This is a genomic window from Ruegeria sp. AM4 (assembly GCF_056540665.1).
In genome coordinates this window covers 55,056-81,497 of the sequence record NZ_JBQFXD010000015.1, presented here as the reverse complement: position 1 = coordinate 81,497, position 26,442 = coordinate 55,056, and the positions used below count along the sequence as shown (strand labels likewise).

At 58.2% G+C, this 26,442-nt stretch carries 25 protein-coding genes; 12 read left to right on the top strand and 13 right to left on the bottom strand.

All coding sequences use genetic code 11. The features are described 5' to 3' along the window. Nucleotides 1-2 precede the first annotated feature (2 nt). The 7 genes from ACR0JA_RS20525 to ACR0JA_RS20495 form a co-directional block, all read right to left on the bottom strand. Nucleotides 3-1,058, bottom strand: coding sequence for an aldolase/citrate lyase family protein (locus ACR0JA_RS20525; protein ID WP_480579115.1), 1,056 nt, complete (start codon nt 1,056-1,058; stop codon nt 3-5). 12 nt (nt 1,059-1,070) lie between these two features. Then, complete coding sequence (gene hpaH / locus ACR0JA_RS20520) at nt 1,071-1,871, bottom strand: 2-oxo-hept-4-ene-1,7-dioate hydratase (protein WP_480579112.1); 801 nt, start codon at nt 1,869-1,871, stop codon at nt 1,071-1,073. Continuing rightward, nucleotides 1,868-2,722, bottom strand: a complete 855-nt coding sequence (locus tag ACR0JA_RS20515) for a fumarylacetoacetate hydrolase family protein (protein ID WP_480579109.1) — start codon at nt 2,720-2,722, stop codon at nt 1,868-1,870. The genes hpaH and ACR0JA_RS20515 overlap by 4 nt, the downstream gene beginning before the upstream one ends. After that, nucleotides 2,719-4,116 (bottom strand): pyridoxal phosphate-dependent decarboxylase family protein, encoded by a 1,398-nt coding sequence (locus ACR0JA_RS20510; RefSeq protein WP_480579106.1) that lies wholly within the window; start codon nt 4,114-4,116, stop codon nt 2,719-2,721. The genes ACR0JA_RS20515 and ACR0JA_RS20510 overlap by 4 nt, the downstream gene beginning before the upstream one ends. Nucleotides 4,117-4,160: 44 nt before the next feature. Further along, entirely contained in the window at nt 4,161-5,003 is an 843-nt protein-coding gene (gene hpaD, locus ACR0JA_RS20505; protein WP_480579103.1) for a 3,4-dihydroxyphenylacetate 2,3-dioxygenase, read from the bottom strand. A 164-nt stretch (nt 5,004-5,167) separates the two neighbouring features. Next, nucleotides 5,168-6,676 carry a 5-carboxymethyl-2-hydroxymuconate semialdehyde dehydrogenase gene (hpaE, locus tag ACR0JA_RS20500; protein WP_480579100.1) on the bottom strand — a complete coding sequence of 503 codons (1,509 nt, stop codon included), beginning with the start codon at nt 6,674-6,676 and terminating at the stop codon, nt 5,168-5,170. Nucleotides 6,677-6,679: 3 nt separating this feature from the next. Then, a complete protein-coding gene (locus tag ACR0JA_RS20495) occupies nt 6,680-7,078 on the bottom strand; it encodes a 5-carboxymethyl-2-hydroxymuconate Delta-isomerase (RefSeq protein WP_480579098.1) in 399 nt (132 codons plus the stop codon). A gap of 106 nt (nt 7,079-7,184) precedes the next feature. Between ACR0JA_RS20495 and hpaR the strand changes: the two genes are divergently transcribed. Next, nucleotides 7,185-7,625 (top strand): homoprotocatechuate degradation operon regulator HpaR, encoded by a 441-nt coding sequence (hpaR, locus tag ACR0JA_RS20490; protein WP_480579095.1) that lies wholly within the window; start codon nt 7,185-7,187, stop codon nt 7,623-7,625. Nucleotides 7,626-7,657: 32 nt separating this feature from the next. Here hpaR and ACR0JA_RS20485 read toward each other — a convergent pair whose 3' ends face one another. Next, nucleotides 7,658-9,010, bottom strand: coding sequence for an aminotransferase class III-fold pyridoxal phosphate-dependent enzyme (locus ACR0JA_RS20485; RefSeq protein ID WP_480579092.1), 1,353 nt, complete (start codon nt 9,008-9,010; stop codon nt 7,658-7,660). 34 nt (nt 9,011-9,044) lie between these two features. Then, nucleotides 9,045-9,824, bottom strand: a complete 780-nt coding sequence (locus tag ACR0JA_RS20480) for an IclR family transcriptional regulator (RefSeq protein ID WP_480579089.1) — start codon at nt 9,822-9,824, stop codon at nt 9,045-9,047. Between the two features lie 108 nt (nt 9,825-9,932). On the opposite strand from ACR0JA_RS20480, the gene ACR0JA_RS20475 reads away from it, so the two are divergent. From ACR0JA_RS20475 to ACR0JA_RS20455, 5 genes are read left to right on the top strand one after another with little or no spacing between them, the layout of a single operon-like run. Further along, nucleotides 9,933-10,862, top strand: coding sequence for a tripartite tricarboxylate transporter substrate binding protein (locus ACR0JA_RS20475; protein WP_480579086.1), 930 nt, complete (start codon nt 9,933-9,935; stop codon nt 10,860-10,862). Between the two features lie 58 nt (nt 10,863-10,920). Then, nucleotides 10,921-11,457 (top strand): tripartite tricarboxylate transporter TctB family protein, encoded by a 537-nt coding sequence (locus tag ACR0JA_RS20470; protein WP_480579083.1) that lies wholly within the window; start codon nt 10,921-10,923, stop codon nt 11,455-11,457. Nucleotides 11,458-11,466: 9 nt separating this feature from the next. Continuing rightward, nucleotides 11,467-12,999 (top strand): tripartite tricarboxylate transporter permease, encoded by a 1,533-nt coding sequence (locus ACR0JA_RS20465; protein WP_480579080.1) that lies wholly within the window; start codon nt 11,467-11,469, stop codon nt 12,997-12,999. Between the two features lie 7 nt (nt 13,000-13,006). Beyond that, on the top strand, nt 13,007-14,491 hold the full coding sequence (locus ACR0JA_RS20460; protein WP_480579077.1) for an aldehyde dehydrogenase: 1,485 nt from the start codon (nt 13,007-13,009) through the stop codon (nt 14,489-14,491). 28 nt (nt 14,492-14,519) lie between these two features. Continuing rightward, nucleotides 14,520-15,773 (top strand): Tm-1-like ATP-binding domain-containing protein, encoded by a 1,254-nt coding sequence (locus ACR0JA_RS20455; RefSeq protein ID WP_480579074.1) that lies wholly within the window; start codon nt 14,520-14,522, stop codon nt 15,771-15,773. A 72-nt stretch (nt 15,774-15,845) separates the two neighbouring features. Here the strand turns inward: ACR0JA_RS20455 and ACR0JA_RS20450 are convergent, their stop codons facing one another. Genes ACR0JA_RS20450 through paaG form a run of 4 tightly spaced genes read right to left on the bottom strand, consistent with a single transcriptional unit; the run spans nt 15,846 to nt 18,994 of the window. After that, nucleotides 15,846-16,442 (bottom strand): TetR/AcrR family transcriptional regulator, encoded by a 597-nt coding sequence (locus ACR0JA_RS20450; RefSeq protein WP_480579071.1) that lies wholly within the window; start codon nt 16,440-16,442, stop codon nt 15,846-15,848. 3 nt (nt 16,443-16,445) lie between these two features. After that, nucleotides 16,446-17,756 (bottom strand): phenylacetate--CoA ligase PaaK, encoded by a 1,311-nt coding sequence (gene paaK / locus ACR0JA_RS20445; RefSeq protein WP_480579068.1) that lies wholly within the window; start codon nt 17,754-17,756, stop codon nt 16,446-16,448. A gap of 24 nt (nt 17,757-17,780) precedes the next feature. Further along, nucleotides 17,781-18,206: a hydroxyphenylacetyl-CoA thioesterase PaaI gene (paaI, locus tag ACR0JA_RS20440; RefSeq protein WP_480579065.1), complete on the bottom strand. Its 426-nt coding sequence runs from the start codon at nt 18,204-18,206 to the stop codon at nt 17,781-17,783. A 2-nt stretch (nt 18,207-18,208) separates the two neighbouring features. Beyond that, nucleotides 18,209-18,994: a 2-(1,2-epoxy-1,2-dihydrophenyl)acetyl-CoA isomerase PaaG gene (paaG, locus tag ACR0JA_RS20435; RefSeq protein WP_480579062.1), complete on the bottom strand. Its 786-nt coding sequence runs from the start codon at nt 18,992-18,994 to the stop codon at nt 18,209-18,211. Between the two features lie 262 nt (nt 18,995-19,256). Here paaG and ACR0JA_RS20430 point away from each other — a divergent pair, with 262 nt between their 5' ends. The 6 genes from ACR0JA_RS20430 (at nt 19,257) to ACR0JA_RS20405 (ending at nt 26,392) form a co-directional block, all read left to right on the top strand. Further along, on the top strand, nt 19,257-20,276 hold the full coding sequence (locus ACR0JA_RS20430) for a TRAP transporter substrate-binding protein (protein WP_480579059.1): 1,020 nt from the start codon (nt 19,257-19,259) through the stop codon (nt 20,274-20,276). Between the two features lie 57 nt (nt 20,277-20,333). Continuing rightward, nucleotides 20,334-20,840, top strand: coding sequence for a TRAP transporter small permease (locus ACR0JA_RS20425; protein ID WP_480579056.1), 507 nt, complete (start codon nt 20,334-20,336; stop codon nt 20,838-20,840). After that, nucleotides 20,837-22,189, top strand: a complete 1,353-nt coding sequence (locus tag ACR0JA_RS20420; RefSeq protein WP_480579053.1) for a TRAP transporter large permease — start codon at nt 20,837-20,839, stop codon at nt 22,187-22,189. The genes ACR0JA_RS20425 and ACR0JA_RS20420 overlap by 4 nt, the downstream gene beginning before the upstream one ends. Before the next feature lie 239 nt (nt 22,190-22,428). Next, nucleotides 22,429-23,376, top strand: coding sequence for a cytochrome P450 (locus ACR0JA_RS20415; protein WP_480579050.1), 948 nt, complete (start codon nt 22,429-22,431; stop codon nt 23,374-23,376). 122 nt (nt 23,377-23,498) lie between these two features. After that, nucleotides 23,499-25,526, top strand: coding sequence for a phenylacetic acid degradation bifunctional protein PaaZ (paaZ, locus tag ACR0JA_RS20410; RefSeq protein ID WP_480579047.1), 2,028 nt, complete (start codon nt 23,499-23,501; stop codon nt 25,524-25,526). Then, nucleotides 25,526-26,392, top strand: a complete 867-nt coding sequence (locus ACR0JA_RS20405; protein ID WP_480579044.1) for a PaaX family transcriptional regulator C-terminal domain-containing protein — start codon at nt 25,526-25,528, stop codon at nt 26,390-26,392. Before paaZ ends, ACR0JA_RS20405 begins: the two co-directional genes overlap by 1 nt. Nucleotides 26,393-26,442: the final 50 nt, after the last annotated feature.

Below are 26,442 nucleotides of genomic sequence, written 5' to 3'. Positions count from 1 at the left end.
GATCAATCGGCCCAATCGATCTTGAAGTCTTCGCGGAAGGCAAATCGAACCAGATGCGCCTCGATCACCTGCTGCCAACGCGCCAGATCGCCACGCGGTCCAGTTTCGGCCAGGATCGACAAGCTTTCGTTCGTCGCCGAGAGCTTGACCCGGTTCCCTTCGGGAAAGGCAACACTACCGTGATCAGCATCAAATGAAACTTCGGCCTTGTGCGACCAATGTTTGCACAGCTGTTGCAGGTATCTGCTGGCGGCTTCGGTCTGGGCGATGCCTGTCACGCTTTGATCCGGCAACAGGGTCAGGGCGGTTTCGGCGGCCTGACGTATCGAATTGGCAAACAAGGTAATATCGATGTCAGTCGCCAGAAATGTGACACCCAAATCCAGACATTGGCGCTGCATCACAGGGTCCAGTGTCAGGATACCCGCAGCCTTGCCTGCTGCCACAATGCGGGTCAGGGAGTCCGTAACCGCGTCGACAACTTCGGGATGGGCGGCATTGCCGAGATGCCCCATATCGGCGGCCAGATCGGCGGGGCCGACAAAGACACCGTCCACATCGGTGGTCAAAATATCATCCAGCGCCGCAAGACCGGCGCGATTTTCCACCTGCACCAACAGGCAGACCTGATCATCTGCCGTTTTCAGATAGTCGGGAATAGCGGCAAATTGCGAGGCGCGGGCCAGGGACGATCCGACGCCGCGAACGCCATGCGGCGGATATTGCACCGCCCGGACCAATTCGCGCGCGTGATCGCCGCTTTCGACCATCGGCACCAGAATACTCTGAACGCCGGCGTCCAGGTATTGTTTGATCATCCAGGTCTCGCCGATTGGCAGACGTGCGACCGGGTGACTGCCAGACGCTTCGATCACCCTTACTTGCTCCAGGATCGAGCGCAGGTCGTTGGGGGCATGTTCGCCGTCAACCAGCAACCAGTCGAACTGTGCGGTGGCGGCGACCTCGGCGGCGTAGGCGTCACCCATCGCGATCCAGCACCCGATCTGAGGGCGACCCGCGGCAAGCGCTGCTTTGAAACTGTTATTTGGCGCAGGCATCAGGATGCTCCTTCAGGCAAAGTTGATGTCGACCGATCCGAACGGACCAAAATCGGCATGAATTTTTGTGCCCGACGGGCATTCGACGGGGCGGATGAAACTGCCCGACAATATCAGCTGACCGGGTTCGATACGTTGGCCGTATTGGGCCATGCGGCGGGCCAGCCAGACGACGCTTTCGACCGGATCGTTCAGCACGCCCGCACCCAATCCGGTTTCCTCAATCTCGTTATTGCGGAAGGTCAGCGCGCCGACCCAGCGCAGATCGAAGGCGTCGACGGCGTGGCGTTCCCGGCCCAGAACGACACCCGCATTCGCGGCGTTGTCGCTGATGGTGTCATAGACTGTGCGCGCCTGCCCGGTCTCAGGGTCGATCCTTTGGATGCGGGTGTCGAGGATTTCGATTGAGGGCGCGACAAAGTCGGTGGCTGCAATGATATCGTCTCGCGTGACGTTGTCACCGCCGATAGCCGACTTCATGACAAAGGCAATCTCGGCCTCGATCCGCGGTTGAATGAAGCGATTTGCGGGAACGGTACTGCCGTGCTCAAAGACCATGTTGTCGAACAGAATACCGCTGTCGGGGATGTCGATGTTCAATGCATATTGCATCGCCTTTGAGGTCAGCCCGATCTTCCAGCCGATCACCTTACGTCCCTCGGCCAGTTTCTGGCGATAGATGGCGTTCTGCACCTCATAGGCGTCATCCATACCCATTTCGGGATGGCGTCGCGTCAGCAATCCGATCTGCGCGCGCATGGTCTCGGCCCGCAGCAGATCGGCAGCAGCGCGGGCGTGATCCTCGGGCGTCATACCTGTTCGTCCTCGATGGTGTTGCGGAGCGTGCCGATGCCGTCGACCGAAACTTCGACCACGTCGCCGGGGATCAGGTATTTCGGAGGATCGAACCGCGCGCCTGCGCCGGTGGGGGTTCCGGTGACAATGATGTCGCCCGGCTGCAAGGTCATGAAAGTCGAAATATATTCGATCTCGCGCCGGATCGGGAACATCATGCGATCCAACGTGTCGTCCTGGCGCAATTCGCCGTTCACTCGGGTCTGAATGCGAGCCTCGTCCAGTTGCGCCGCATCGGTGAACGGAACCAGCCAAGGGCCGATTGAACCCGAGCGGTCCCAGTTCTTTCCCGGCGTAACGTTGAACTTGGCATGGCGAACCCAGTCGCGGATCGTCCCTTCATTGCACAACGTCAACGCGGCGATGTGGTCATAGGCATCGGCCTGGGCAATGCGGCGGCCCGATTTGCCAATGACGATTGCGACCTCGCCTTCATAGTCCAACTGGGGGCTTTCCGGCGGTCGGATCAATGGCAGGTCGTGCCCGGTGAAGCCGCTTGCGAAACGTGGAAAGAGTGACATGTATTCTGGCTGATCGCTGCCATCTTTGTATTCCGCATTTCGATCGGGAAAGTTTACCCCCACGCAGATGATCCGGCGGGCATCGGGCAGAACCATTTCAAAGTTGAAATCGGTGTGTGTTACCGATCTACCCTCGGCCGCCAGACTCAATTGATCGAAGCTTCCGGCGGCAATCACTTCATACAGGCTGGCATGATCGGGGAAGGCATCGTTCAGCGCAATCGCCCCGTCGTCGGTAATAGCCCCAAAAAAGGTCTCGCCTTTGGCGGTGTAGGTCGCAAAATTCACGTGAGAGTCTCCCAGACGTCGCGGATCGCGTCAGCAGCCATCAAGACGTGCTCGCGCGTGGTGTCAAATTGCCCAACTTGAAAACGGATGATCTTGCGGCCTTCAAACAGGCCTTGGGTCAGATAGATCCGGCCATCGTCATTCAACGCGTCCACCAGTCGTTGCTGCATGTCGTCATCACCTGGGCAGCGGAAGGAAAACAGGCTCAGGATCGGGCCAGTGGTGATTTCAAACCCATCCATCGCCCCAATAATGTCGGCCAATTCCTGCGCCCAAGCCACATGGTTCCGAATACGCGTGCGCAACCCTTCCAAACCGTAGGACCGCAGAAGGAACCAGATCTTCAACGCCCGGAACCGGCGGCCCAGAGGGATGGTCCATTCTGAGTAATTGGTAACGTCCGCTCCGGTGGTCTTGAGGTATTCCGGTTCGATTTTCAGCGTGTTCAACTGCGGTGTGGGGTCCTTGAGGAACTGGATGGCGCAGTCGAATTGCGCGCCCAACCACTTATGCGGATTGAAAACGATGCTGTCATACCTTTCTGCACCGGACCAGAATACTTCCCGAAACTCCGGGCAGATCATGGCTGACCCGGCCCAGGCGGCATCTAGATGGGAATAAAGATCGTAACTCTGCGCAATATCGGCGACAGCGTTAAGGTCGTCACAGGCGCCGACCCCGGTCGCTCCGGTGGTCGCAATGATGCCAGCCGGAATATGCCCGGCGGCGATATCTGCCTGAATTGCGGCCTCCAATGCGGATGGGTCGACAGCAAATGTCGGGCCTTTGCTTGGGAGCTTGACCAGATTGTTTTGGCCGATCCCCGAAACCCAACACGCCCGATCAACCGACGAATGTACCTGGGCTGAACAGTAGATACGCAGCGCGCCTTTGGCGTACATTCCGTCGCGATTGCTCGAGTAACCGGTGGCGCGTTCCCGCATGGTCAATACGGCCGACAAAGTCGCGGATGATGCGCTGTCCTGAATGACCCCGGTGATGCCATCCGGAAGGCCAAGTGCCTGGCGCAGCCAGTCGACCATGACGGTTTCAACTTCGGTAGCTGCGGGCGAGGTCTGCCACAACATGCATTGCGCAGCAATTGCCGTCACCAGCTGTTCGGCCAGCATCGAAGGCGGTGCGGCGTTGGCGGAGAAATAGGCAAAGAAACGCGGATGCTGCCAATGGGTCATGCCCGGCATCACGATCTGTTCGAAATCGGTCAAGATGGCCTCCATCGGCTGACCGGTTTCTGGTGGTGCAGGTTCCAGTTGTCGCGCAATTTCACCCGGTGCAGTCTGTGCGCGAACGGGCCGGTCCGGCAGTGAGGTGTGATACTCCGCAGCCCATCTGGAAATGTGCTGGCCCCAATGTGAAAACTCGTCCCAATTCATTATTGCTGCGCCCTTGATTGCCGAGTGGTCCCGGTGCCTGTCTCTTAGACCGAAAAGCTGATGTTGGCCTGTCCCGTGCCCGAACTGCCAAAGTACGGGGTGTAAATGTCGATCTCACCCTTGTAGCTGCCCCATCCAAGCGCGCCGAACAACAGCGCAGTGTCGTTCATGGCGCATTCGCCGGTGCATTTTTTGGCATAGTCCGGCAAAAGCTCGAGAAACTCCTCGAACCGGCCCTGTTCCCACAGCTCCAGCACCCGCAGGTCCATCTGCCGGTTGAACTCTCCATTGACCGCGTTCAGCCCGTCGACGGACCGTTCGTTTGGCGTAAAATCGTGGCTCAGAGAGCCCGACGCCAGAACAGAGACATTCCGGTCCGAACGGCGGATGCCTTCTGCGATGGCTTCGCCCCAAACGCGGTTTTCGGCGATCGATGAGAACTGATTGACGGCCACCGGCAGCACTCGGGCATTGACGCCTTCATTGATGAAATACATCGGCAACAGCGTGCCGTACTCCATTCCCATGTCCGGATGCGAATGGCCCAGCGCGCGTTCGCCGCGCTCGCGCAGAACGTCGAGGATTGTTTCCCCCAACGCGTGGTCGCCGCGATAGTCGAACTCCATATCCGCCAGCATATGTGGCAGTTCATGGCTGATGAAGCGGCCTTTGTGGTGCTCTTTCGTGTTCAGGTGAAAGCCCTGATTGGTAATCCAGTGAGTGTCGAAGATGATGAACGTATCGACGTTGCGGTCGATTGCGTCCTGGCGCAGCCGGGCGTAGCCGTCAATTGCAGATTGCCGGATGCCTTTGTATTTCGGCATTGTGTGGGACATCCAGATGCTTGGCACATGTGTGATCTTCGCGGCCTGTACAATCTTTCCCATGGCAGTTCCTCCTTATGAAAGGTGACGATCGATCGCCCTGGCAGAGGCGAGAGTTCGAACATCGATTGGTCCAACCCGAACGTGGATTTTAGACCATGTGTTTATGCGCGTATCCTATTCCAACTTGTTGTGTTGCACCCCGGCGGGACGCCACGAAGTACGGTTTACTTGCCCAGTTGCATAATCTTGTGCTGGCCCGTGGCAAAGCCAATATGTTTCTGTTCCATGTAGAATTCGAATGACCAGTCGCCGCCGTCGCGACCAATGCCCGATGCCTTGACCCCGCCAAAGGGGGTTGGCAGGTGGCGGACATTCTCGGAATTCACCCAGATCATCCCGGCTTCGAGCTTGTCGGTAAAGCGCAGGGCGCGGGTCAGATCGTTGGTCCAGACATAACCGGTCAGGCCGTATGGGGTGTCGTTGGCGACCGCCAACGCCTCGTCCTCGGACGAGAATGGAATGGCTGTCAGCACCGGGCCAAAGATTTCCTCGCGCGCGATGCGCATCTGGTTGTTGGCGTTGGTAAACAGGGTCGGTCGCACAAAATACCCCTGATCACCGACCTTTACACCGCCGGCTGCCACGGTTGCGCCGTCCTCTTTGGCGATGTCAAAATAGCTGGTAACCTTGTTATAGTGCTCTTCGGTTACAAGTGGGCCGATTTCAGTTGCTGGGTCCAGAGGGTGGCCAACTTTGATGTTGTTCACGCGCTCGATCAATCTGGCCTCGAATTCATCCTTGATCGATTCCTGGATCAGCAGGCGCGAGGATGAGGTGCAGCGCTCACCATTGATCGAATAGATCATGAAGATCACCGCGTCCAGCGCGCGGTCCAGATCGGCGTCGTCAAACACGATGACCGGGTTCTTGCCGCCCAATTCCAGATGCATCCGCTTGAGCGTATCGGCCCCCTGTTTTGTGATGATGGCGCCGGTGCGGCTTTCACCGACAAAGGCGATGGCCTTGATCAACGGGTGTTCCGTCAGGGCTTTGCCTGCATCCGGTCCAAAGCCATTGACCGTGTTCAGCACGCCTTTGGGCAATCCGGCCTCTTCGGCGATTTCCACCAGCAAACGGGCAGACAGCGGTGAATCTTCGGCAGGCTTGTGGACCACGGTGCAACCGGCGGCCAGAGCAGGTGCGATTTTCCAGGTCGACAGCATAAAGGGGGTGTTCCACGGCGTGATCACGCCAACCGGGCCAATCGGCACGCGTGTCGTGATATTCATCAGAGTGGGCGATTTCAGATGTTGGCCGTCGCGGGCCAGTATTACCTGATCGGCGAAATAGCGGAAATTCTCGGCCCCGCGTAGCGCGGCCTTGGACATGAACCTCATGGTCTGGCCAGTGTCCCAACATTCGCACAGTGCGATTTCTTCGGCGCGGGCCTCAATGGCATCGGAGACGTTCAACAGAATACGGCGGCGTTCTGAGGCAGGCATATCGCGCCATTCGGCGAATGCCGCATGGGCGGCTTTGGCGGCTGCGTCAATGTCCTCGGCGGTGCCGTGTGCGACGTCACAGATCACCGACTTGTCGACGGGTGAGGTTGTTTGAAACACACCGGCCGCGCCGCTTCGGTCCTGACCCGCAATTCGGTTCCGGATACCGGTTTCCTTGAAACGGGCCAGAAATCTGTCGAGTTTTTCGATATTTGTATCCAGTGCGCTCATGCTTCAGGTCTCCTGAGTGGTCGCGGCCAAATGATCCCGGATTGTGCCGGTCTTTGGCGAAAAATGAGGGTCGATATCGCGCATCTCAAGCGAGAGCGCGATCGAATGCTGCAAGAAGGCAGACGCCAGATACGTTTTGACCGCATCAAAAATGCGCGTCGTGGCGTCCTGCTTGATGTCGTCTGGCCGACCGCCGCGCAGGCGGATCGATATATCGATGAATCCGTGGGCCGGATTGCCATCCGCAATTGCAAAGTGATCGACCCGCGTTGCCCGCACACGTATGCCCGGCAGTGGAAAGGTGTCGATCCCAGCCGCAGTTGCCCGAATGCATTCGCATAGGCCACCCATGTCGATCTCGTCTTCCAGATTGCCGGAATACTCGACGTGAAAATGAGGCATCAGCTCTCCTCCAATTAGTAAACATGTTTAGTAAAATGGAGTGCAACTGTCAAGTCCTTGCCTTGTTAATCTTTGCAATCCCCTGACCGGCGTTTTACAAAGCGACATGAAGATCGAAAGCCAAACAAGAAGTACAACGCGTTCGCTGCCCATTGCGCTGCTGCGCGCACGCGAGACTGTCATGGCCCCAATCCGGGACATGCTGAACGGCATTCACCTGACAGAGCAGAAATGGCGCATCCTGCGGGTTCTGGACGAATTGGGGGAGGTTGAACAAAGCACGATCGCCAAAGAAGCCTGCCTGCTTTTGCCCAGCTTGACCCGGATTCTGCGCACCATGGAGGCCGAAGGCCAGATCAGTCGCCGCCAGGATAGCAATGACAAGCGATGCACGCAGGTCAGTATCACCGAAGAGGGCCGCAGGATTCTGGAGGAAAACATGAATACCTCGCGGGAAATCTATCACAGCATCGAGGCGCAGATGGGTCCGGAGAAGCTGAGGCAATTGTTGGATCTTCTGGAAGAATTGCAGTCGGTGAAAGTCTGACCCCGCCGGCAAGGACGGGGTCTCTACCGCAATTATAGACTCGCCAGTCCGGTATCCAGCGCTGACAGTATCTTGGCGACATCGTCCGAGGTGACGACAAGCGGCGGCGACAGGATGATGTTGTTGCCCGACACACGTACCATCACGCCGTCTTCATAGGCCGCTTTCTGAACCTGCAACGGAAGGTGTTTGGCGATGGGTGCCTTCGTCGCACGATCCGAGACCAGCTCGAGCGCACACATCAGGCCCTCGCCCCCGCGCACATCTCCGATCGCGTCGTGTTTGTCGGCCAGTATCTTTAGCCCAGCAAAAAGTTCATCGCCACGGACCGCAGCGTTTTCCCAAACCCGAAGACGGTTGATTTCCGATAGTGCCGCCAGCGCGGCCGCCGCCCCTACAGGATGGCCGGAATAGGTATAGCCCTGATCGACGCTTGCCTTGCCGGTTGTGTCGCTCTCGAACACTTCGGCGATCGAGCCGGATATCATCGCCGCACCAAACGGGAAATAGCCATTTGTTATGGCTTTGGCCGTGGCCATTATATCAGGCTGCACGCCCCAATGGCGCGCGCCGCTTTCGCTGCCGGTTCTGCCAAACGCAGTGATGATTTCGTCCGAGATCAGCAGCACGCCGTGTTTCGAGCAGACTTCGCGCACCATCGGCATAAAGCTCTTGTGCGGCGGAATCACCCCGCCTGCGCCCAGGACCGGCTCCATGATAAAGGCGGCGACGGTGTTGGCACCCTGAAACGCGATCTCGGCCTCCAACGCTTTGACGCAGAGCTGTGCCAGGCGCGCGGGGTCGGTCTCGTCGAACGGATTGCGATAGGTCCAGGGGGCGGGAACATGAAAGCAGCCCGGCATCATCGGTTCGTAAATCGCGCGGAACTTTTGGTTTCCGTTGACGGAAGCCGCCGCAAAATGCGTCCCGTGGTAACCTTGTTTCAGGCTGATGAATTTGGTGCGCCCGGCCTCGCCCCGGATCTTGTGATACTGACGTGCCAGTTTGAGCGCTACTTCGACCGAGTCAGAGCCGCCTGATGTGAAGAACGCACGTGTCAGCCCATCGGGGGCAAAGAACTGAGCCAGCTCATAGGACAGCTCGATCGCCTTGTCGTTGCTGGTCCCGCGAAAGGTCGAGTAATAGGGCAGGGCGTTCAGTTGATCGGCAATGGCCTGTTTCACGGGGTCGCAGGAATAGCCCAAGTTGACGTTCCACAACCCCCCAACAGCATCGAGTGCCCTGTGTCCATCAATGTCGACAATGCTGACCCCGTCGCCGCCTGTCAGGATTGTCGGCGGGTTCTGCTGACTGTCAGCGGGGTGCGCCATCGGGTGCCAGAAATGACGGGCGTTGTTTTCCTTCAGAAAGTTGGAGTCTTTCATTTTTACGTATCTCCGGGGTTTGGCCGCCGTTTGGTCAGGGCAGAAATTCGGTTGGAAAGCTCTCGGGCAACTGACCGCCGAAATTTGCTGTCAGTGTGTGCGAGAGGGTGTGGAGCGAGGCCAGAATCGCAGGCAATAGTTCTGACGTCGCGCGGATTGCGGGGACGGCGAACGACACTGTGCCAAGGGCAATGCGGTCAATGCCGAAGACCGGCGCGGCAAAACCGTGGACGCCGGTTTCGTAGGTGCCTTCGCTGGTGGACCAGCCCTTCTGATGGATGTATTCGACCCGGTCCTGAATTTGCATGGGTTCGGTCAGTGTGGTTTCGGTATAGCTCTGCAAATTGCCCTGGTTAAGTTGCTGGGACAGTGACTCCGGTCCAAAGGCCAGCAAACACAGCCCCGATGCCGTTGCATTGATCGGAAGAACCTCGGTCGGGTCCAGACTTACCCGAACGCTATGTTGTGTCGCCTCAACCACCAGCGCCGTTTTCAATGCGCCTTTCTCAAGCAGGGACAGGTGCAGGCTTTCGCCGACCTCTTGCATCGCTGCACGCATCTGCGCGCGCGCACCTTCGAGGCCGGGCTTTGCAATCTCGCGCAGCGCCGCCAGCCGCAGCGCGGCAGGTCCGATCATATAGGATTTGGACATCGGATTTTGTTCGATGAGGCCGAATTCTTCCAATGCTCGGAGATGTCTGAGCGTCGTCGCCTTGTTCGCTCCGGACAGGCGCGAAAGCTGACTCAGTCCGATTTCTGGCCGTGAGTTCGAAAAGTATTCTAACATTTTCAGAGCGTTAAGCGCGGTTCCCATCCTCGGGCTCTCCTTGGGTTACCTAATACTTGACAGAATAAAATTAACAAAGCAATATTAAATTCGCTAACACGGTTCAAATAATGAACCAAACACTGGGAGGTGTAAATGAAGAAGTTTCTCGCAGCCGCGGTGATGGCAGCCTCTGCAACCGCAGCCTTGGCCGAATATCCAGAAAAGCCGGTTTCCTTTGTGGTTCCATGGCCTCCGGGTGATCTGGAAGATGTTCTGACCCGGATGATTGCGGATGAGTTCCAGGCGATGTACGGCGTTCCGGCGGCCGTGGTGAACAAGCCTGGCGGCGGCGGCGGCCCGTTCCCGGGCGCTGTCGAGGTGGCCACGGCCCCGGCGGACGGCTACACCATCGGGTCCTTTGTGATTGGCGTGCCGGTGATCGGGCCCGAGATTGGCATTCCCGAGCTAAACCCAAATCCGTTCGACCCGATCGGGATCTTCCTGACCTACCCTTTCGTGATCGCATCAAGCAAGGACGCGCCTTTCTCAAGCTGGCAAGAGCTGGCGGAATACGGCAAGGATAACGACGTGGCGCTTGGGCATTTCGGGTCGGTGCTGCCGCCCACACAGGTGACCTTTGCGGCAGCTGTCGGCAGCGGCTTCGACTTTGCCAGCGAGGCAGCGTTCGATGCGTTGGATTGCAACACATTGGCATCGGGCGATGTGGACGTGATCAACACCACGCTTCAGCTGGTGCTTCCATGTCTGGATCAGGTGAACGTCCTGGCCAGCATCGGTGGCGAGCGGATTTCGCTGGTGCCGGACACACCAACGGTTGTCGAGCTTAACCCGGATCTGCCCCTGGCCTTGTGGAACGGTCTGTTCGTCCACAAGGACACGCCAGCCGACGCGCGCGAAAAGATCTCGGCTGCCGCGCAAAAGGCGCTGCAATCTGACAAGGCCAAGGAACTGGCGGCAGAAACCGGGGCGCTGATCTATTGGCAAGACCCGGATGCATCCAACGCGCAGATTGAGCAGGACAAAGCCTCATTCGCGAAAATCGAAGAGATACTGGGCGAGTAAGACTCAGACAGGCGCGGGACACAGTCTCGCGCCCATTCTCTAGGTTGGGAAGGGAACAATGATCGCAAAGACGCTTCAGGACATGTTCAAAAGATATCGCCGACCGGGTGATGTCGTGTTTGCGGTGCTGTTTCTGGCATTCTCGGTCTTCCTGTTGTCCCAACTGGGCACGCAGACCGAGGTCGTAAAGCGGACCAAGTGGTTTTCGCAGCCGTCATTGTGGCCCACGATTGCGGTCTGGTGCATGGTTGCGTTCGCTCTCCTGCATTGGCTTAGCTCGGCGATGTCGCCCCGGATTGAGGGTCGCTGGGCCGAGGTCGGGTTCTGGCTGAGGTCTTTCGAATATGTCCTCTACTTCCTGATCTATGTGCTGCTGGTTCCACAACTGGGCTACCTGCCGTCAACCGTTTTGTTCGCGATCTTCCTGACCCTTCGTACCGGGTTTCGCGGCGCCCGCGCCGTTGGCGTAGCCGCGTTGTTCGGCTTTGTGGTCACCATCGTGTTCCGCGCTTTTCTGCAGGTCAAAATACCGGCTGGCGCGGTCTACGAGTATCTTCCTGACTCCGTGCGCGCTTTTGCGCTGACCTATCTGTAAGGGGCCACTATGGAAACGCTTGCTTCCGGCATCTCGATCCTGTTGCAGTGGCAGGTCATCGTCGCGCTGCTGATCGGGTCCATTGGCGGTGTCATTATCGGCGCTTTGCCTGGGGTCGGCGCGGCTGTCGCCATCGCCATCCTGCTGCCCGCCACCTTTGCCTTTGAACCTATCGTTGGACTGACCCTGTTGTTGGGCATCTACGGTTCGTCCATGTATGGCGGGGCCATTCCCGCAATTTTGATCAACACGCCCGGCACAGCGGTCAATGCACTGACCACCTATGACGGGTTTCCGATGACGAAACGTGGACAGGGGCACCGGGCGCTGTCGCTGGCCTATTCGGCCTCGTTCTTCGGAGGCGTTTTCGCAATCCTCTGCCTGATGGTCTTGTCACCGGTTCTGGCGCTTGTCGCACCGCATTTCGGCAGTCGCGAGATCTTTTTGGCCGCGCTTTTGGGCATTGTTCTGGTTGTACTGGCGCATCGGGGGCAAATCTTTGCCGCCGGGATGCTGGCCGCATTTGGCATCTTCCTGAACACCGTCGGGCTTGAGCCGGTGAAATACACTCGGCGATTCACCTTCGAGCAAAGCTGGCTTGCCTCGGGCGTTGATCTTATTGTTGTCGTTCTGGGTCTGTTTGCGATCAGTCAGGCGTTTCTGCTGCTCTTGGAAAAGAACCACGCGCCGGGCGATACCCATGTCAGCGGAAACATCTTTGCCGGGTTGAAAGAGCTTCTGGGCCTGAAGCGCGTCGCGACTGTATCCTCAAGCATCGGCGTTTTTATGGGGATGGTGCCGGGGACAGGTGAGTTCACCTCGCAATTTCTGTCCTATACCTACGCGCAAAAGACGTCCAAGGCCCCCGAGAAATTCGGGGACGGTTCGCCCGAAGGTTTGGTGGCCTCTGAGGCCGCGAACAATGCCGTGCCCGGCGCTGCGATGATCCCCCTTCTGGCTTTGGGCATCCCGGGCGAGGCGCTTACGGCGATGATGCTGTCAGTGTTTTATGTTCACAACGTGATCCCCGGTCCGCAGCTGTTCGAAAACCAGATGGATTTCGTCATGGCGCTGTATATGGCGTTGATCCTTCTTAACGTGATCGTGCTGGTGTTCTTGCTGTTTTCGACGAACCTGCTGCTCAAGATCATTCAGATACCGACGCGTTTTCTTGGCGTGATGATCCTGATCCTGGCCTTTGTCGGAGTCTACAGCTTGCGCAACTCGATCACCGATTGCGCCATCGCGGCCGGGTTCGGGGTGTTTGGCCTGATCCTCAAACGGCTGGACCTACCGATTGTGCCAATCATTCTGGGCATGGTGCTGGGCGGGATAATGGAAACCAAACTGCGCAGCGCCATGGCGCGGGTGAAAACGCCGCTCGATTTCATTGACCGACCCATCGCGGCCATCTTGTTTGCTCTGATCGTGCTGATCCTGATCCTGCACTTCCGTACGCTGTACGCCGAATTCCAGAACAAACTGAAACCTGAGCCGAATATGCCGCCCGTGGACTCTGACCATCCGAACCAGCAGGGATAAGTGAACAATGGATCAATCAGCCATCGATGCGTTGCGCCACCTCCCAGTGACGGACCGCTCACTTCTGATCGACGGGAAACACGCCGAGGCCGCTGAAGGTGGGCAGTTGGAGGTCATCTCACCAATCGACGGCCGTGTACTGTGCCGGATTGCGGGAGGCACTCCGGCAGATATGGAGAGGGCAATTGCCGCGGCCCGCACCGCCTTTGAGGATGGACGCTGGTCGCGTCAGGCGCCCGCAGCGCGCAAAAAGGTACTGCTAAGACTGGCGGAGCTGATCGAGAAGCACGCGCTGGAACTGGCAGTTCTGGGGGTGCGCGACAATGGCACCGAGATCAATATGGCCATCAAGGCCGAGCCAATGTCGGCAGCGGGTACCTTCCGATACTATGCCGAGGCAATCGACAAGATTTACGGCCAGATCGCGCCGACAGACGAAAACGTTCTGGGGCTTGTGCATCACGCGCCCGTTGGCGTAGTCGGGGCGATTGTACCCTGGAACATGCCGATGATGATCGGCGCGTGGAAAATCGCACCAGCGTTGGCAGCGGGCAATTCTCTGGTTCTTAAGCCGGCGGAAACGGCCTCGCTGACCCTATTGCGGCTTGTTGAACTGGCGCATGAGGCCGGTTTGCCTGATGGCGTTCTGAACGTTGTCACCGGCAAGGGCAGTGTCGTCGGCGAGACACTGGCGTTGTCGATGGATGTGGATGTTCTGGTCTTCACCGGCTCAGGCGCGACGGGGCGACGGCTGTTGGAATATTCGGCGCGGTCCAACCTGAAACGCTGCTATCTGGAATTGGGTGGCAAGTCCCCCAACATCGTCTTCAACGATGCCCCCGATCTGGCGCAGGCGGCGCAGGTATCGGCGGCGGGGATATTCCGCAATTCCGGCCAGATCTGCGTCGCGGGTTCGCGCTTGCTGGTGCAGCGGGACATTCATGAAGAGTTCGTCACCGAGATCGTCAAATACGCGAAAGCCTTTCGCGTTGGCGATCCGCTGGATCTTGGCAATCAGATCGGTGCAGTGCATTCGATGCCCGAACTGGAAAGCAACCTGAACTTCGTTGCCAAGGCCGAAGCCGAAGGCGCGGAACGTCGCACCGGTGGCGATCGCATCCTGACCGAAACCGGAGGCTACTACATGGCGCCTACTGTGATGGACGGGGTCCGGCCCTCAGACAACCTGTTCCGTAACGAGGTGTTTGGCCCGGTTCTGGCGGTAACACCTTTCAGCGACGAAGACGAGGCGCTGCGCCTTGCCAACGATAGTGTCTATGGGTTGGCCGCCGGTGTCTGGACCGCGAATCTCAGCCGGGCGCATCGCATGGTCGCGGGCATCCGTGCGGGTGTTGTGCACGTGAACACCTATGGTGGTGCCGATGGCACGGTACCGTTGGGTGGTGTCAAACAGTCCGGCAATGGTCACGACAAATCGCTTCACGCGATGGAGAAATACTTCGATCTGAAAACAGCCTGGATCCAGCTGTAAATCGATCCTATGAACAGAGGAGAACCCCGTGGGCGACAAGACGATTTTGCTGATCGGAACCTACGACACCAAGGACCCCGAGATGCGCTTTATCGAAGAGTGCATCCGGGCGCAGGGTGGCGATGTTGTCACGATGGACGTCTCGGTTCTTGGCGACCCGACAATGCCAACGGATATCTCGAAACACGATGTTGCAGCCGCTGGCGGTATGTCCATCGACCAGGTGATCGCGCTCGGGGATGAAAACAAGGCGTTTCGCGTCATGTCGCAGGGTGCCGCGAATGTGGTGGCGCAGGCCTATGCCGAAGGTCGCTTTGACGGGATGCTCGCCACCGGCGGCACCATGGGCACCGATCTGGCGTTGGACTGCGCGCAGGCCCTTCCAATGGGGGTGCCGAAATATATCGTTTCGACCGTCAGCTTCTCGCCATTAATCCCGCCACACCGGTTGGCCCCGGATATCCAGATGATCCTCTGGGCGGGGGGGCTTTATGGCATGAACTCGGTTTGCCGGTCCTCATTGAGCCAGGCGGCCGGTGCCGTCCTGGGCGCTACCCGAGCGGTTCAGTTTCCCCGGCGCGACAGGCCAATGATTGGCATGACGTCGTTGGGGTCGTCCTGCCTGCGCTACATGAAAACGTTGAAGCCCGCGCTGGAATCCCGAGGCTACGAAGTGGCCGTGTTCCATTCGACCGGCATGGGCGGCATGGCATTCGAGAAACTTGCGCGCGAAGGTGCGTTCTGTTGCGTGATGGATTTCTGCATGCAGGAATTCGCCAATATGCTGGCCGGTTCGCTGGTGTCCTCGGGGCAGGATCGTTTGACCAATGCCGGGCATGCGGCCGTGCCACAGATGGTGGCTCCGGGCGCGTTGGACCTGCTGGATTTCGCCGGTTGGCAGGAGACCCCCGAGCGATACGCCGACCGCCCGTTCCACGAGCATAACCGTCTGATCAAAAGCGCGGTCTTCAACGCGCAAGAACGGCGCGAAACGGTTCGGGAAATTGCAAGCCGACTTTCGGCTGCCACGGGGCCGACCCATTTCTTCCTTCCATTGGAGGGCATCGAGGAATGGGACCGGGTCGGCGGCGACGCCCATGACCCCGAAGCGCGTGCTGCCATGATAGATGAAGTCCGTAAGGTGCTGCCCCGAGCCACGCCGACAACCGAAGTGGCGGCGCATATCAATGACACCGGCTTTGCCGAGGCTGTTCTGGAGAAATTTGACGCCTGGGTCGCCGAGGGCATTGTTGAAAAGGGCAGGGTGTCTGACACCGACTGACCTGAGTAAACTGTCGGTTCCGACCAGGCAAATTTTGTCTGCTCCGGTAGCCCGCATCGACAAGAGAAAGATCTACAGCTTTCGAACCCCGTGCATCGTCAAGGTGCTGACCAGGTCGGCATAGTCTTCGCGGGCCTCGGGCCCGGCACCGGTGTTCCACATATAGTACCAGTTCAACATGCCAAAGACCGACATTGTCGCGGCCCGCAGCTTGTCCTTGTCGCCATCGAAGGTTTCAGGCGAAAGGTCGCTTAGGATGTCTCGGACAAAGTTCACCAGCTCAATCTGATAGCCGCGCAGATGCTTCTGCTGTTCGGCGGTCAGGGCGGTCATGCCGCTGATCTGAACGCGGTGTTCGTCATCCGCGCCCTGATAGGCAAGCAGAATTTCCCGAACCACTTTTTGCATCTTTTGTTCCGGTGTAAGCCCTTCGACGTCGACATTGCAAATCCGGTCGCGAAGCTCGCGCAGATAGGTATCGAGGATGTCGTATAGAATGGCATCCTTACTGTCGTAATAGTGGTATATGTTGGCCTTCGATATCCCGCATTCTTTCGCCAGAAGGGTCATCGAGGCGCGGTCAAACCCCTGACCGGCAAACACCTTGGCGGCTGTTTTCAGGATTTGTTTCCGCTTTTGATCGTGGTCTTTGGCGATTGTTCGGGCCAAGGTTTATTCCTTATCACGGTTGTCTACTATTCGCTTCGCCTTGCCTTGCGAGCGTTCGACGGTGCCTGGGTCACCTACTATAATTTCTGTGGACACGCCAACGACGTCCTTTATCCGCTTGGTCAGCATGCGCGCGGCGGCTGTTTGGGACAGCTCATCAGCCGCATCTGGCTTTGCTTCGACATAGACCCGCATCGCGTCCATCCGACCGGCCTTGTACAGCTCGATCTGGTAGTAAGGCGCAAGGCCACCTGTCGCCATGACCTGTTCTTCGATCTGGCTGGGGAACACGTTGACACCGCGCAGGATCATCATGTCGTCGCTGCGACCGGTGATTTTAGCCATCCGGCGCATCGATCGCGCCGTTCCCGGCATAAGCCGTGTCAGGTCGCGCGTTCTATAGCGCACCATCGGCAAACCTTCTTTGGTCAGGGTCGTGAATACCAGTTCGCCGGTTTCGCCATCGGGCAGGATTTCTCCGGTTGCGGGGTCGATGATTTCCGGCAGAAAATGGTCCTCCCAGATGACCGGTCCATCTTTGGTTTCAACGCATTCATTGGCGACGCCGGGACCCATGATCTCGGACAGGCCGTAGATATCAACCGCGTGCATATCAAAGGCGGCTTCGACCTCGCGGCGCATCGCGTCGGTCCAGGGTTCGGCGCCGAAGACGCCAACCTTGAGCGAGCTTTCTCGCGGGTCGTGTCCCACCTTGTGAAACTGTTCGAGGATATTGAGCATATAGGACGGTGTGACCATGATCCCGTCGGGCTGAAAGTCGGTGATCAGACCAACCTGCTTTTCCGTTTGTCCGCCCGACATCGGCACAACGGTCGCGCCCAGGCGTTCGATGCCGTAATGTGCGCCCAACCCGCCGGTGAAGAGGCCATAACCATAGGCGTTGTGGATCAGATCCCCTTTGCGCAGCCCAGCGGCCCTAAGCGATCGCGCGCCAAGATCTGCCCAGTTTTCGATATCGGTCCGGGTATATCCCACGACCGTGGGTTTACCGGTTGTGCCGGACGAGGCATGCAGACGGATAATTTCGCTTCGCGGGACGGCAAACATCCCGAATGGGTAATGGTCGCGCAAGTCGTTCTTGTAGGTGAAGGGAAATCTCGAAAGGTCTGATAGCTGCTTCAGATCGTCGGGATGGACACCCGCCTCGTCAAAGCGCTGCCTGTACATCGCGACATTTTCATAGGCATGACGAAGGGACCATTTCAAACGCTCAAGCTGTGTTGCGCGGATTTCATCGATCGAAGCAATCTCGATTGGATCCAGGTCGGATTTCTTTGGGCTCAGATCTTCCATCGCGGTGTTCCTCCGGGCGCGCGGTTATTCTGCAAAGTTCTGACCGCCGGTTGCACGCGACATTCCGCGAAATTCAGCGATCAGTGTGTTGTCCTGATTGATTATTCGAACGTCATAGATGCCGCTGCGCCCGGCCAGATTGACCTCGGTCGCGGTGGCGGTCAGACGATCCCCCTTATGGCCGGGGGCGAGATAGCTCATCACCGTATGCTGACCGACGGTCGACACATTACGGCTGTTGCAGGCAAAGGCGAATGCACTGTCGGCCAGCGCGTGGGTGATGCCACCGTGGCAGATGCCGTGGCCATTGCAGTGATGCGCCGCGACCGTCAGCGCCAGAGTGGCGCGGCCTTCATCCACCTCGACAATTTCCATCCCGAACCATTTGCTGGCTTCGTCGTTTGCCCACATCGCTGCCGCCGATCGCGTGGCACGTTCCTTGGGTGTCATGTTCATTTCCCCTGAAACACAGGCGCGCGCTTTTCGAGAAAGCTGCTCACGCCTTCGGCATAATCCGCGCTTTCGCCACAGGTTTTCATTGCCTCGGCTTCGACATCCAATTGATCCGACAGCGAGGTGGTAGCAGCCATCTGAATGCATTGCTTTGTAAGGCCCAATCCAAGGGTGGGGCCATTGGCAAATTCTGCGGCGAGCTTGCGCGCTTCTACCATCAGTTGATCGTCCGGCAACGCCTTCCAGATCAGGCCCCACTCTTCAGCCTGCTTTGCGGGCAATGGCTGGGCGGTCAATGCAAGACCCTTGGCACGCGCCTCGCCCAGAAGGCGGGGCAGGTGCCAGCTACCGCCGGTATCGGGGATCAGTCCGACTTTGGCGAAACTCTGAATGAACTTTGCGCTATCTGCGGCCAGGACCATGTCGCACGCCAGGGCAAGGTTTGCTCCTGCGCCCGCAGCGACGCCGTTCACGGCGCAGATAACCGGGAAATTCAGCGACCGGATCAGACGCACCAGAGGCGCATAGAAAGCGCGCACGGTTTCACCAAGATCCGGCGGCCCGTCCAACTTGGATGGGTCGCGATCACCGAGATCCTGTCCGGCGCAGAAGCCGAGCCCTTCACCCGTCAGCAAAACGGCACGCGCCTTGGTGTCGCGTGCAGACTCTAGCGCTTCGCGCAAAGCGAGGTGCATCTCGTCATTGAAGGCGTTCAGCTTGTCGGGACGATTCAGAGTGATTTCGACCCAGTTCCCGTGATCTTCTACAAGAAGCGTATCGCTCATTCGGTTTCACCTGTTCTCGCTGCAACTAAAACATTGCATTAACCGAACGGTTGGTCAATATATAAACACAAACCGAATCCGACCCATTGCTTCGGGCGGTCTTTGCCCGGACTTGTGCTGCGCAAGGCGCGACCGGGACTCTGAAATCAGCCCGCCGACGGCAACGATGTGGCGCCGATGGAGGGCCGCCGGAGCATTGATGGTTACAAAAAGTGCAATTAACGCATCTGTTACACATGTTTCTTAGGGAGGAGACAGACACATGAAGTTCACCAGATTGAACACGCTATTGGCCTCGGCGGCGCTGGCCGTTGCCGGTGGCGTTGCGATGGCCGCCGAACATACGTTGACCATTTCCAGCTGGGCGCCTCCGACCCATGGCATCAACGCGATGATGTGGCCGAAATTCGTCGAAATGGTTGAAGAGGCCACCGACGGCAAAGTGACTGCTGAGCTGAAGCTGGGCATTGCACCACCGCCGGCGCAGATGGACCTGATCATGGATGGGGCGGCGGATGCGTCGATCATCTTCCACGGCTACCAGCCTGGCCGTTTTGTCACCACCAAGATGATCGAACTGCCCGGCTATGAAGGATCGGCCGAGGCCGCATCGGTCGCCTATTGGCGCACCTATGACCAGCACCTCAAGGCCGCAGACGAACATCGCGGAGTGAAGGTGATAGCCCTGCATACCCATGGACCGGCGCAGTTGCATTCCAGCAACCCGGTGACATCTCTGGACGAAGTTTCGGGCCTGAAGGTTCGCATTCCCGGCGGTGTCGGCGGTGATGTTGGCACGGCGCTGGGCGCAACCGGTATTCAGGTTCCGGCCCCCAAGGTCTATGAGACGCTGGCTTCAAAGGCAGCGGACGGGGTGGTCATGCCCTTCGAATCCCGCAAGGGGTTCAAGCTGACCGAAGTGGCGCAGAACGTTTATGAGGTTCCCGGCGGCCTCTATCGCGGATCGTTTGCGTTCATCATGAACGAAGACACTTTCGCCGACTTGCCAGAAGATTTGCAGCAGGCATTGGAAGAGCAGGTGTTCGGAGAACCGCTGAGCCGCGAAATCGGCAAGATCTGGGATCAGATCGACGCAATCGGTCGCGAAGCCACGGAAGGCACCGATGGCAACGCCATCAACGCGGCCTCGGCCGAAGACCTTGAAAAGTTCAATGCGATTGCAGCTGACGTGCGCACCAAGGTCATCGCCGAAGTCAATGATGCCGGGGTGGATGCGCAGGCCGCCTATGACATGATCGTCAATGAAATGGCCGGCCAATAAGGCGCTTTGGTCGGCGGTTTCAGATCGCCGACCCTTCTCATTCGCTGGGATCCAATGATGCACAACCTTGTGACTATTGCGCGTCGCATTAGCTTTGCGCCCACGCTGCTGGCATGTGTGGCGCTATTCGTTCTGATGGTGATGACATTCTGTGATGTCGTTCTGCGATCGGTTTTCAACGCTCCGATTGAGGCGGCAACAGAGTTGACGCGCATTCTGATGGCCATCCTCGTGTTTTCGGTCTTGCCGATGATCTCGGCGTCACAGGGCCAGATCGCGGTTGACCTGACGGATGGGTTGTTTTTGCGACTGCGCCTGAGCCGTGCCCGGGATGCTGTCGTGTATCTGGCCTCGGGCATCATGTTGATCTGGCCGATCCAGCGCGTCTGGATCCTGTCCGAGCGTGCGCGCGAATATGGCGACGTGACCGAGTATCTGTCGATCCCGGTGTTCTACGTCGGATGGTTCATCACCGCTTCGACCGCAATCACGGCCGCCGCAATGATCGTCACCGGCCTGTTGCACATCTTTGCCCCACAATCGTTATCGGAGCACCCTAAATGACAGCGGCACTGATCGGATTCGCCCTTGTCCTCATCCTGGTGCTGGTGCGCCTTCCCATCGTTTTTGCGATGGGGCTCGTCGGCACGCTGGGCTTCGCCTATGAGCGCGGTGGCAGCATCTTTTCCGAACGCGGGCTCAAGGCCGCCATGTCCATGGTGGGTCGCCAGATCACCGATACCGCCCAGGATTACGGCCTGTCGGTCATTCCGCTGTTCATCCTGATGGGGTTGTTCGTGAACAAAGGGGGTCTGGCGCGCGAGCTTTATGCGGTTTCCAATGCCTTTCTTGGGCACTTCCGCGGCGGTATCGCGATGGCAACGGTTGCGGCCTGTGGCGGATTCTCGGCGATCTGCGGGTCCTCGCTTGCGACGGCAGCAACAATGTCAAAGGTCGCCATGCCCGAAATGCGCCGCTATGGCTATTCGGATGAACTGTCGACCGCATCAATCGCCGCGGGGGGAACGCTGGGTATTCTTATCCCGCCATCGGTGATCCTTGTGATCTATGGACTGCTGACCGAAACTTCGATCGGCAAACTTTTTGTCGCGGGTATTCTTCCCGGCGTTCTGGGTATCCTGTTCTATCTGTTCGCTGTTCGTTGGACGGTCTGGCGCAAGCCCACCTCGGGTCCGGCGGGCGAACGCCACGACTGGGGCGAACGGTTGTCGGCCTTGCGGTCCGTCTGGGCGGTCCTGCTTTTGTTTTTTCTGGTGATCGGCGGTCTGTACGGTGTTTTCGACTTTTACCCGCTGAACCTGACCTTCAGCCCGACTGAGGCAGCGGGCATGGGGGCGATGGGTGCCTTTCTGATTGCTTTGACCCGAGGCGGGCTGACATTGGGATCGACTTTCGAGGTCTTGAAAGAAACCGCGTTTACGGCAGCGGCCCTGTTTTCGGTTCTGATCGGCGCGCAGATTTTTTCGAACTTCATCAACCTTGCAGGCTTGCCCGAGGCGTTGATCGCCTTGGTGACAGCCTACGATGTGCCGCCCTTTGCCGTGATCCTGATGATCCTGGGCATCTACATTGTTCTTGGCTGCGTATTTGAATCGCTTTCAATGCTATTGCTGACCGTCCCGATCTTTTTCCCACTGGTGACGTCGCTTGGTTATGATCCCATTTGGTTCGGCATCGTCGTCGTTGTCGTGACCGAGATCAGCCTGATAACACCGCCTGTCGGTCTGAACGTTTTCATTCTGAAAGGTGTTGTGGGTGATGTATCGACCGGAACGATTTTCAAAGGTGTGACACCATTTTGGGTGGCAGATATCTTCCGGTTGGCGTTGATCGTACTGGTGCCGTGGCTTGTCCTGGTATTACCCGAACAAATGGGGGCGATGGGCCATTGACCTTCTCGCTTACCGCGCTGCCTAGGGGCTTTCACGCGGATCCGTACCCATTCTATGCCCAACTGCGAGAGGATATGCCCGTCTGCCCGCAGCCCGACGGGTCGATGATCCTGTCGCGCTATGCGGATTTGGATCGGGTATATCGGGATACCAAGCGGTTCATTTCTGACAAAAAAACTGTATTTGGACCAAAATATGGAGTCGGGAGCCCTTTGTACGAACACCATACGACGAGTTTGGTGTTCAATGACCCCCCGCTTCATACCCGCGTGCGTCGCGTGATGGTCGGGGCCATGAACCCCCGTGCGCTGGCGCAGATGGAGCCGGGTCTGATCGAATTGGTCGACAGCCTTCTGGACCAAATGCAGGACAGACAGGATGTCGAGATTATCGAGGATTTTGCAGGGGCAATCCCGATCGAAATCATCGGCAACCTGTTGGGCATTCCCCGGTCCGAACGTGGCCCGCTAAGAGGCTGGTCGCTGGCCATCCTTGGCGCGTTGGAACCAAAGCTGACGCCAGAGCAGGAGGCGCGGGGCAACGAGGCCGTTTTGGAGTTCAAGGCGTTTCTTCGACATGTGATCGACGACCGTCGGGCCCATCCTGGCGACCCCGCGTCGGACGTGCTGACCCGGTTGTTGCAGGACGATGCAGACGGCGGGCTAAGCGAAACGGAACTGTATCAGAACTGCATCTTCATTCTGAATGCGGGCCACGAAACGACGACGAACCTGATCGGCAATGCGTTGGACTTGCTGGACCGACATCGCGACAAGCGGGCAGTGTTGTTGGGAAATCCGGATCGGATCACCACCGCGGTCGACGAGTTTCTGCGATTGGAAAGCCCAAACCAGTTCGGCAACCGCCTGACCACCCAGGATGTAGAGTTCCACGGCCATACCATTCCGGCAGGCACGGACATCCATCTATGTATCGGTGCTGCCAACCGGGATCCGAGGCAGTTCGATTGGCCGGACGAGATGATGCTGGATCGCCGTCCCAACAAGCACCACGCATTCGCTGGTGGGCCGCATACCTGTGTCGGCCTGTCGCTGGCACGGATGGAAGGCATCGTGGCGGTCGGACGATTTCTGAAACGCTTTCCAGACTACCGGATCAACGAAGGGGCCAAACGGGGTGCTCGTATTCGGTTTCGTGGGTTCGCTCAGCTTCCGGCGCGTGTTTGAGGTTTTGGTTTCGGGACGTGGTCGTCAAAACTATTGACCGACCGTACGGTTAAATATAAACCAAAACCAAGACGCACACATCTTCTGGCGAAATGCCATACAGGGATGAGGAGACGCTCAAAATGATCCAACAGGTATCAAGTTTCGCGGCAGGTAAGCGGGTTCCGCCCGCTGAAGGCGCTCGCTCTATCGCAAGCGCGGTGACCGGGGAGGTCATTGCAACGGCGGGCAACACCGCGCTGGATGTGCAGGGAATGCTGGATTATGCGCGCAATGTTGGTGGGCCAGCGCTTCGCAAACTGACGTTTCACGAACGCGCAAAGATGCTCAAGGCGTTAGCGACCCATTTGGGCCAGAACAAACAGGTCCTATACGATCTGTCGTTCAACACAGGCGCGACGCAATCAGACCACTTGATCGATGTCGACGGCGGCATCGGCACGATGTTCGTCTTTGCCTCGAAAGGACGTCGCGAGTTACCTGACGGCCAAGTGTATCTTGACGGTGAGGTCGAGCAGCTATCGCGCCACGGGACCTTTCTTGGACAGCATATCTGTACCCCCTTGCATGGCGTGGCGGTTCATATCAACGCGTTCAACTTTCCCGTTTGGGGTATGCTTGAAAAGCTGGCCCCAACGCTGCTTGCAGGTGTTCCGGCAATCGTGAAGCCGGCGACGAGTACCTGCTATGTCACCGAATTGTGCGTCCGGCTTATGCTGGACTCGGGCATTCTGCCTGTAGGCGCGCTGCAATTGGTTTCGGGAGGGCTGGGCGACATGCTTGACCGGCTGACGATGCAGGATGTGGTCAGCTTTACCGGGTCGGCCCAGACTGCGCAAAAACTGCGCTCGAACCCGCGCATTCTGGAACAATCGGTACGGTTCGTGGCCGAACAGGACAGTTTGAACAGTTCAATCCTTGGCCCTGACGCGGAGCCGGGTACACCCGAGTTCGACCTGTTCGTGAAGGAAGTTCAGCGTGAAATGACGACAAAGGCGGGGCAGAAATGTACCGCGATCCGTCGCATCATTGCACCTGAACACCAGGTGCAGGCGGTGGTCGACGCCTTGTCCGCACGGTTGGCCAAAACAACCATAGGTGACCCGAAGCTTGAGACCACGCGCATGGGCGCGCTGGTTTCGAACGGACAGAAGCATGACGTTCTGGAAAAGGCCGCGATCATCGGGCAAGAGGCCGAGCGGGTCTTTGGCGATCCCGACGATTTCGTTGTGGACGGCGCTGATGCGGACAAGGGCGCATTCCTTCCGCCGATGCTGTTTCATTGCGCCAATCCGGACGCAGCGCAACGGGTTCACGATACCGAAGCCTTCGGCCCGGTCAGCACGATCATGGGCTATCGCGACCTCGATCATGCGATCGAGCTAGCGAACAGGGGGCAGGGCTCGCTTGTGGCGTCGGTCATCACCCGAGACCCCGTAGTCGCCAGTCAGGTCGCGATGGGCGCGGGGGCTTATCACGGACGGCTCTATTTCAACAATCGCGACTCGATGAAGGAATCCACCGGCCATGGCTCACCCCTGCCGCATATGGTCCATGGCGGCCCAGGTCGTGCTGGCGGGGGCGAGGAAATGGGCGGCGTACGGGGTGTGAAACACTATATGCAGCGCACTGCAGTTCAGGGCTCGCCAGACCTGTTGACTGCGATCGGGGGGAAATGGGTGCCGGGTTCAACCGAGATCGCAGCACCCACGCACCCGTTCACGCGCCGCTACCACGAGCTGGCGATTGGTGAGACGATCCAGACCGATCCGCGCATTGTAACGCTTGATGATATCGAGCATTTTGCCGAATTCACTGGCGATACTTTCTATGCCCACATGGATCAGGCAGCGGCCGAACGGAATCCATTCTTTCCAGGACGTGTGGCACATGGCTATCTGCTGTTGTCGTTTGCCGCCGGTTTGTTCGTTGAGCCGAACGAAGGCCCGGTTCTGGCCAACACTGGATTGGAAGGATTGCGCTTTATGAAGCCGGTCGCGGCGGGTGACGCCATCAAGGTGCGTCTGACGGTCAAGAATAAGACCGGGCGTGGTGACGCGTATGGCGAGGTTCGCTGGCACGTAACACTGACCCAGCAGGATGATGAAGTCGTTGCGGAATATGACCTTCTGACTATGGTCGCCTATTGATGGCAACGGGCCGCATGGCGGTTTCGCTGCGGCCAGAGTATACTAATCTCATGAAGGATGCGGCACCCGATTGGTTTGAAACCTGTGTTGCCCAGCTGACTGGCTCGGGTACGCTGCGTGTGTGGTCGGTGCTGGTGACAATCTTCGGTGATCTGGCCCAGAGAGAGAAGGATCAGATCAGCGGCGCTTTGATCTCGGAATTGACCGGGCTTGCGGGCATCAAGGCCGAAGCGACGCGGGTTGCGCTGCATCGTCTGCGCAAGGAAGGCTGGATCGAAAGCACCCGGATCGGCCGGAACAGTGTACATCGCTTGACGGAGTATGGCCGCCGTCAGAGCGCGGCTGCCACGCCCCGGATTTATGGTCGCGATCTGGATGCACCCGATACCTGGCACCTGCTGATTGCCAGCAGCACGGACACGTCCCGTAAGGAATTGTCGGTCATCATGCAGGTGGGCGATTATGTTTCTTTGAACGCGTCCACTGCCATGGCTGCGGGCCCGGCCCCAGAGGGTCTGGAAGAGTTATTTGCCGTTCAAGACAGCAAGGGCACCGTTCCGAATTGGGTGCGAGACATCTGCGGGCCGGGCCCGTTGAAAACCGCATATGAGCAATTCTGGGACACAGTTCAGGTCGTGGACCGGAATTTGCCCTCAGAAGGGGCGGGCGACCCGGTCAAGAAGGCGGTGTTGCGGGTTCTGATCGTACACAATTGGCGGCGTTTGGTTCTGCGTCACCCGAACCTGCCCGACATGTTCTTGCCGACCGGTTGGAAGGGCGTTGCTTGTCGTGAGGCGGTCTTCGCGCTGCTGGAAAGACTGCCGCGCAGCACGCTTGAGACTTTGGAAGCAGAACTGGTCGCGTAGATTGCAACGATATGTTACAACTATGCCGGTCGAGCTTTGATTTAGTAACA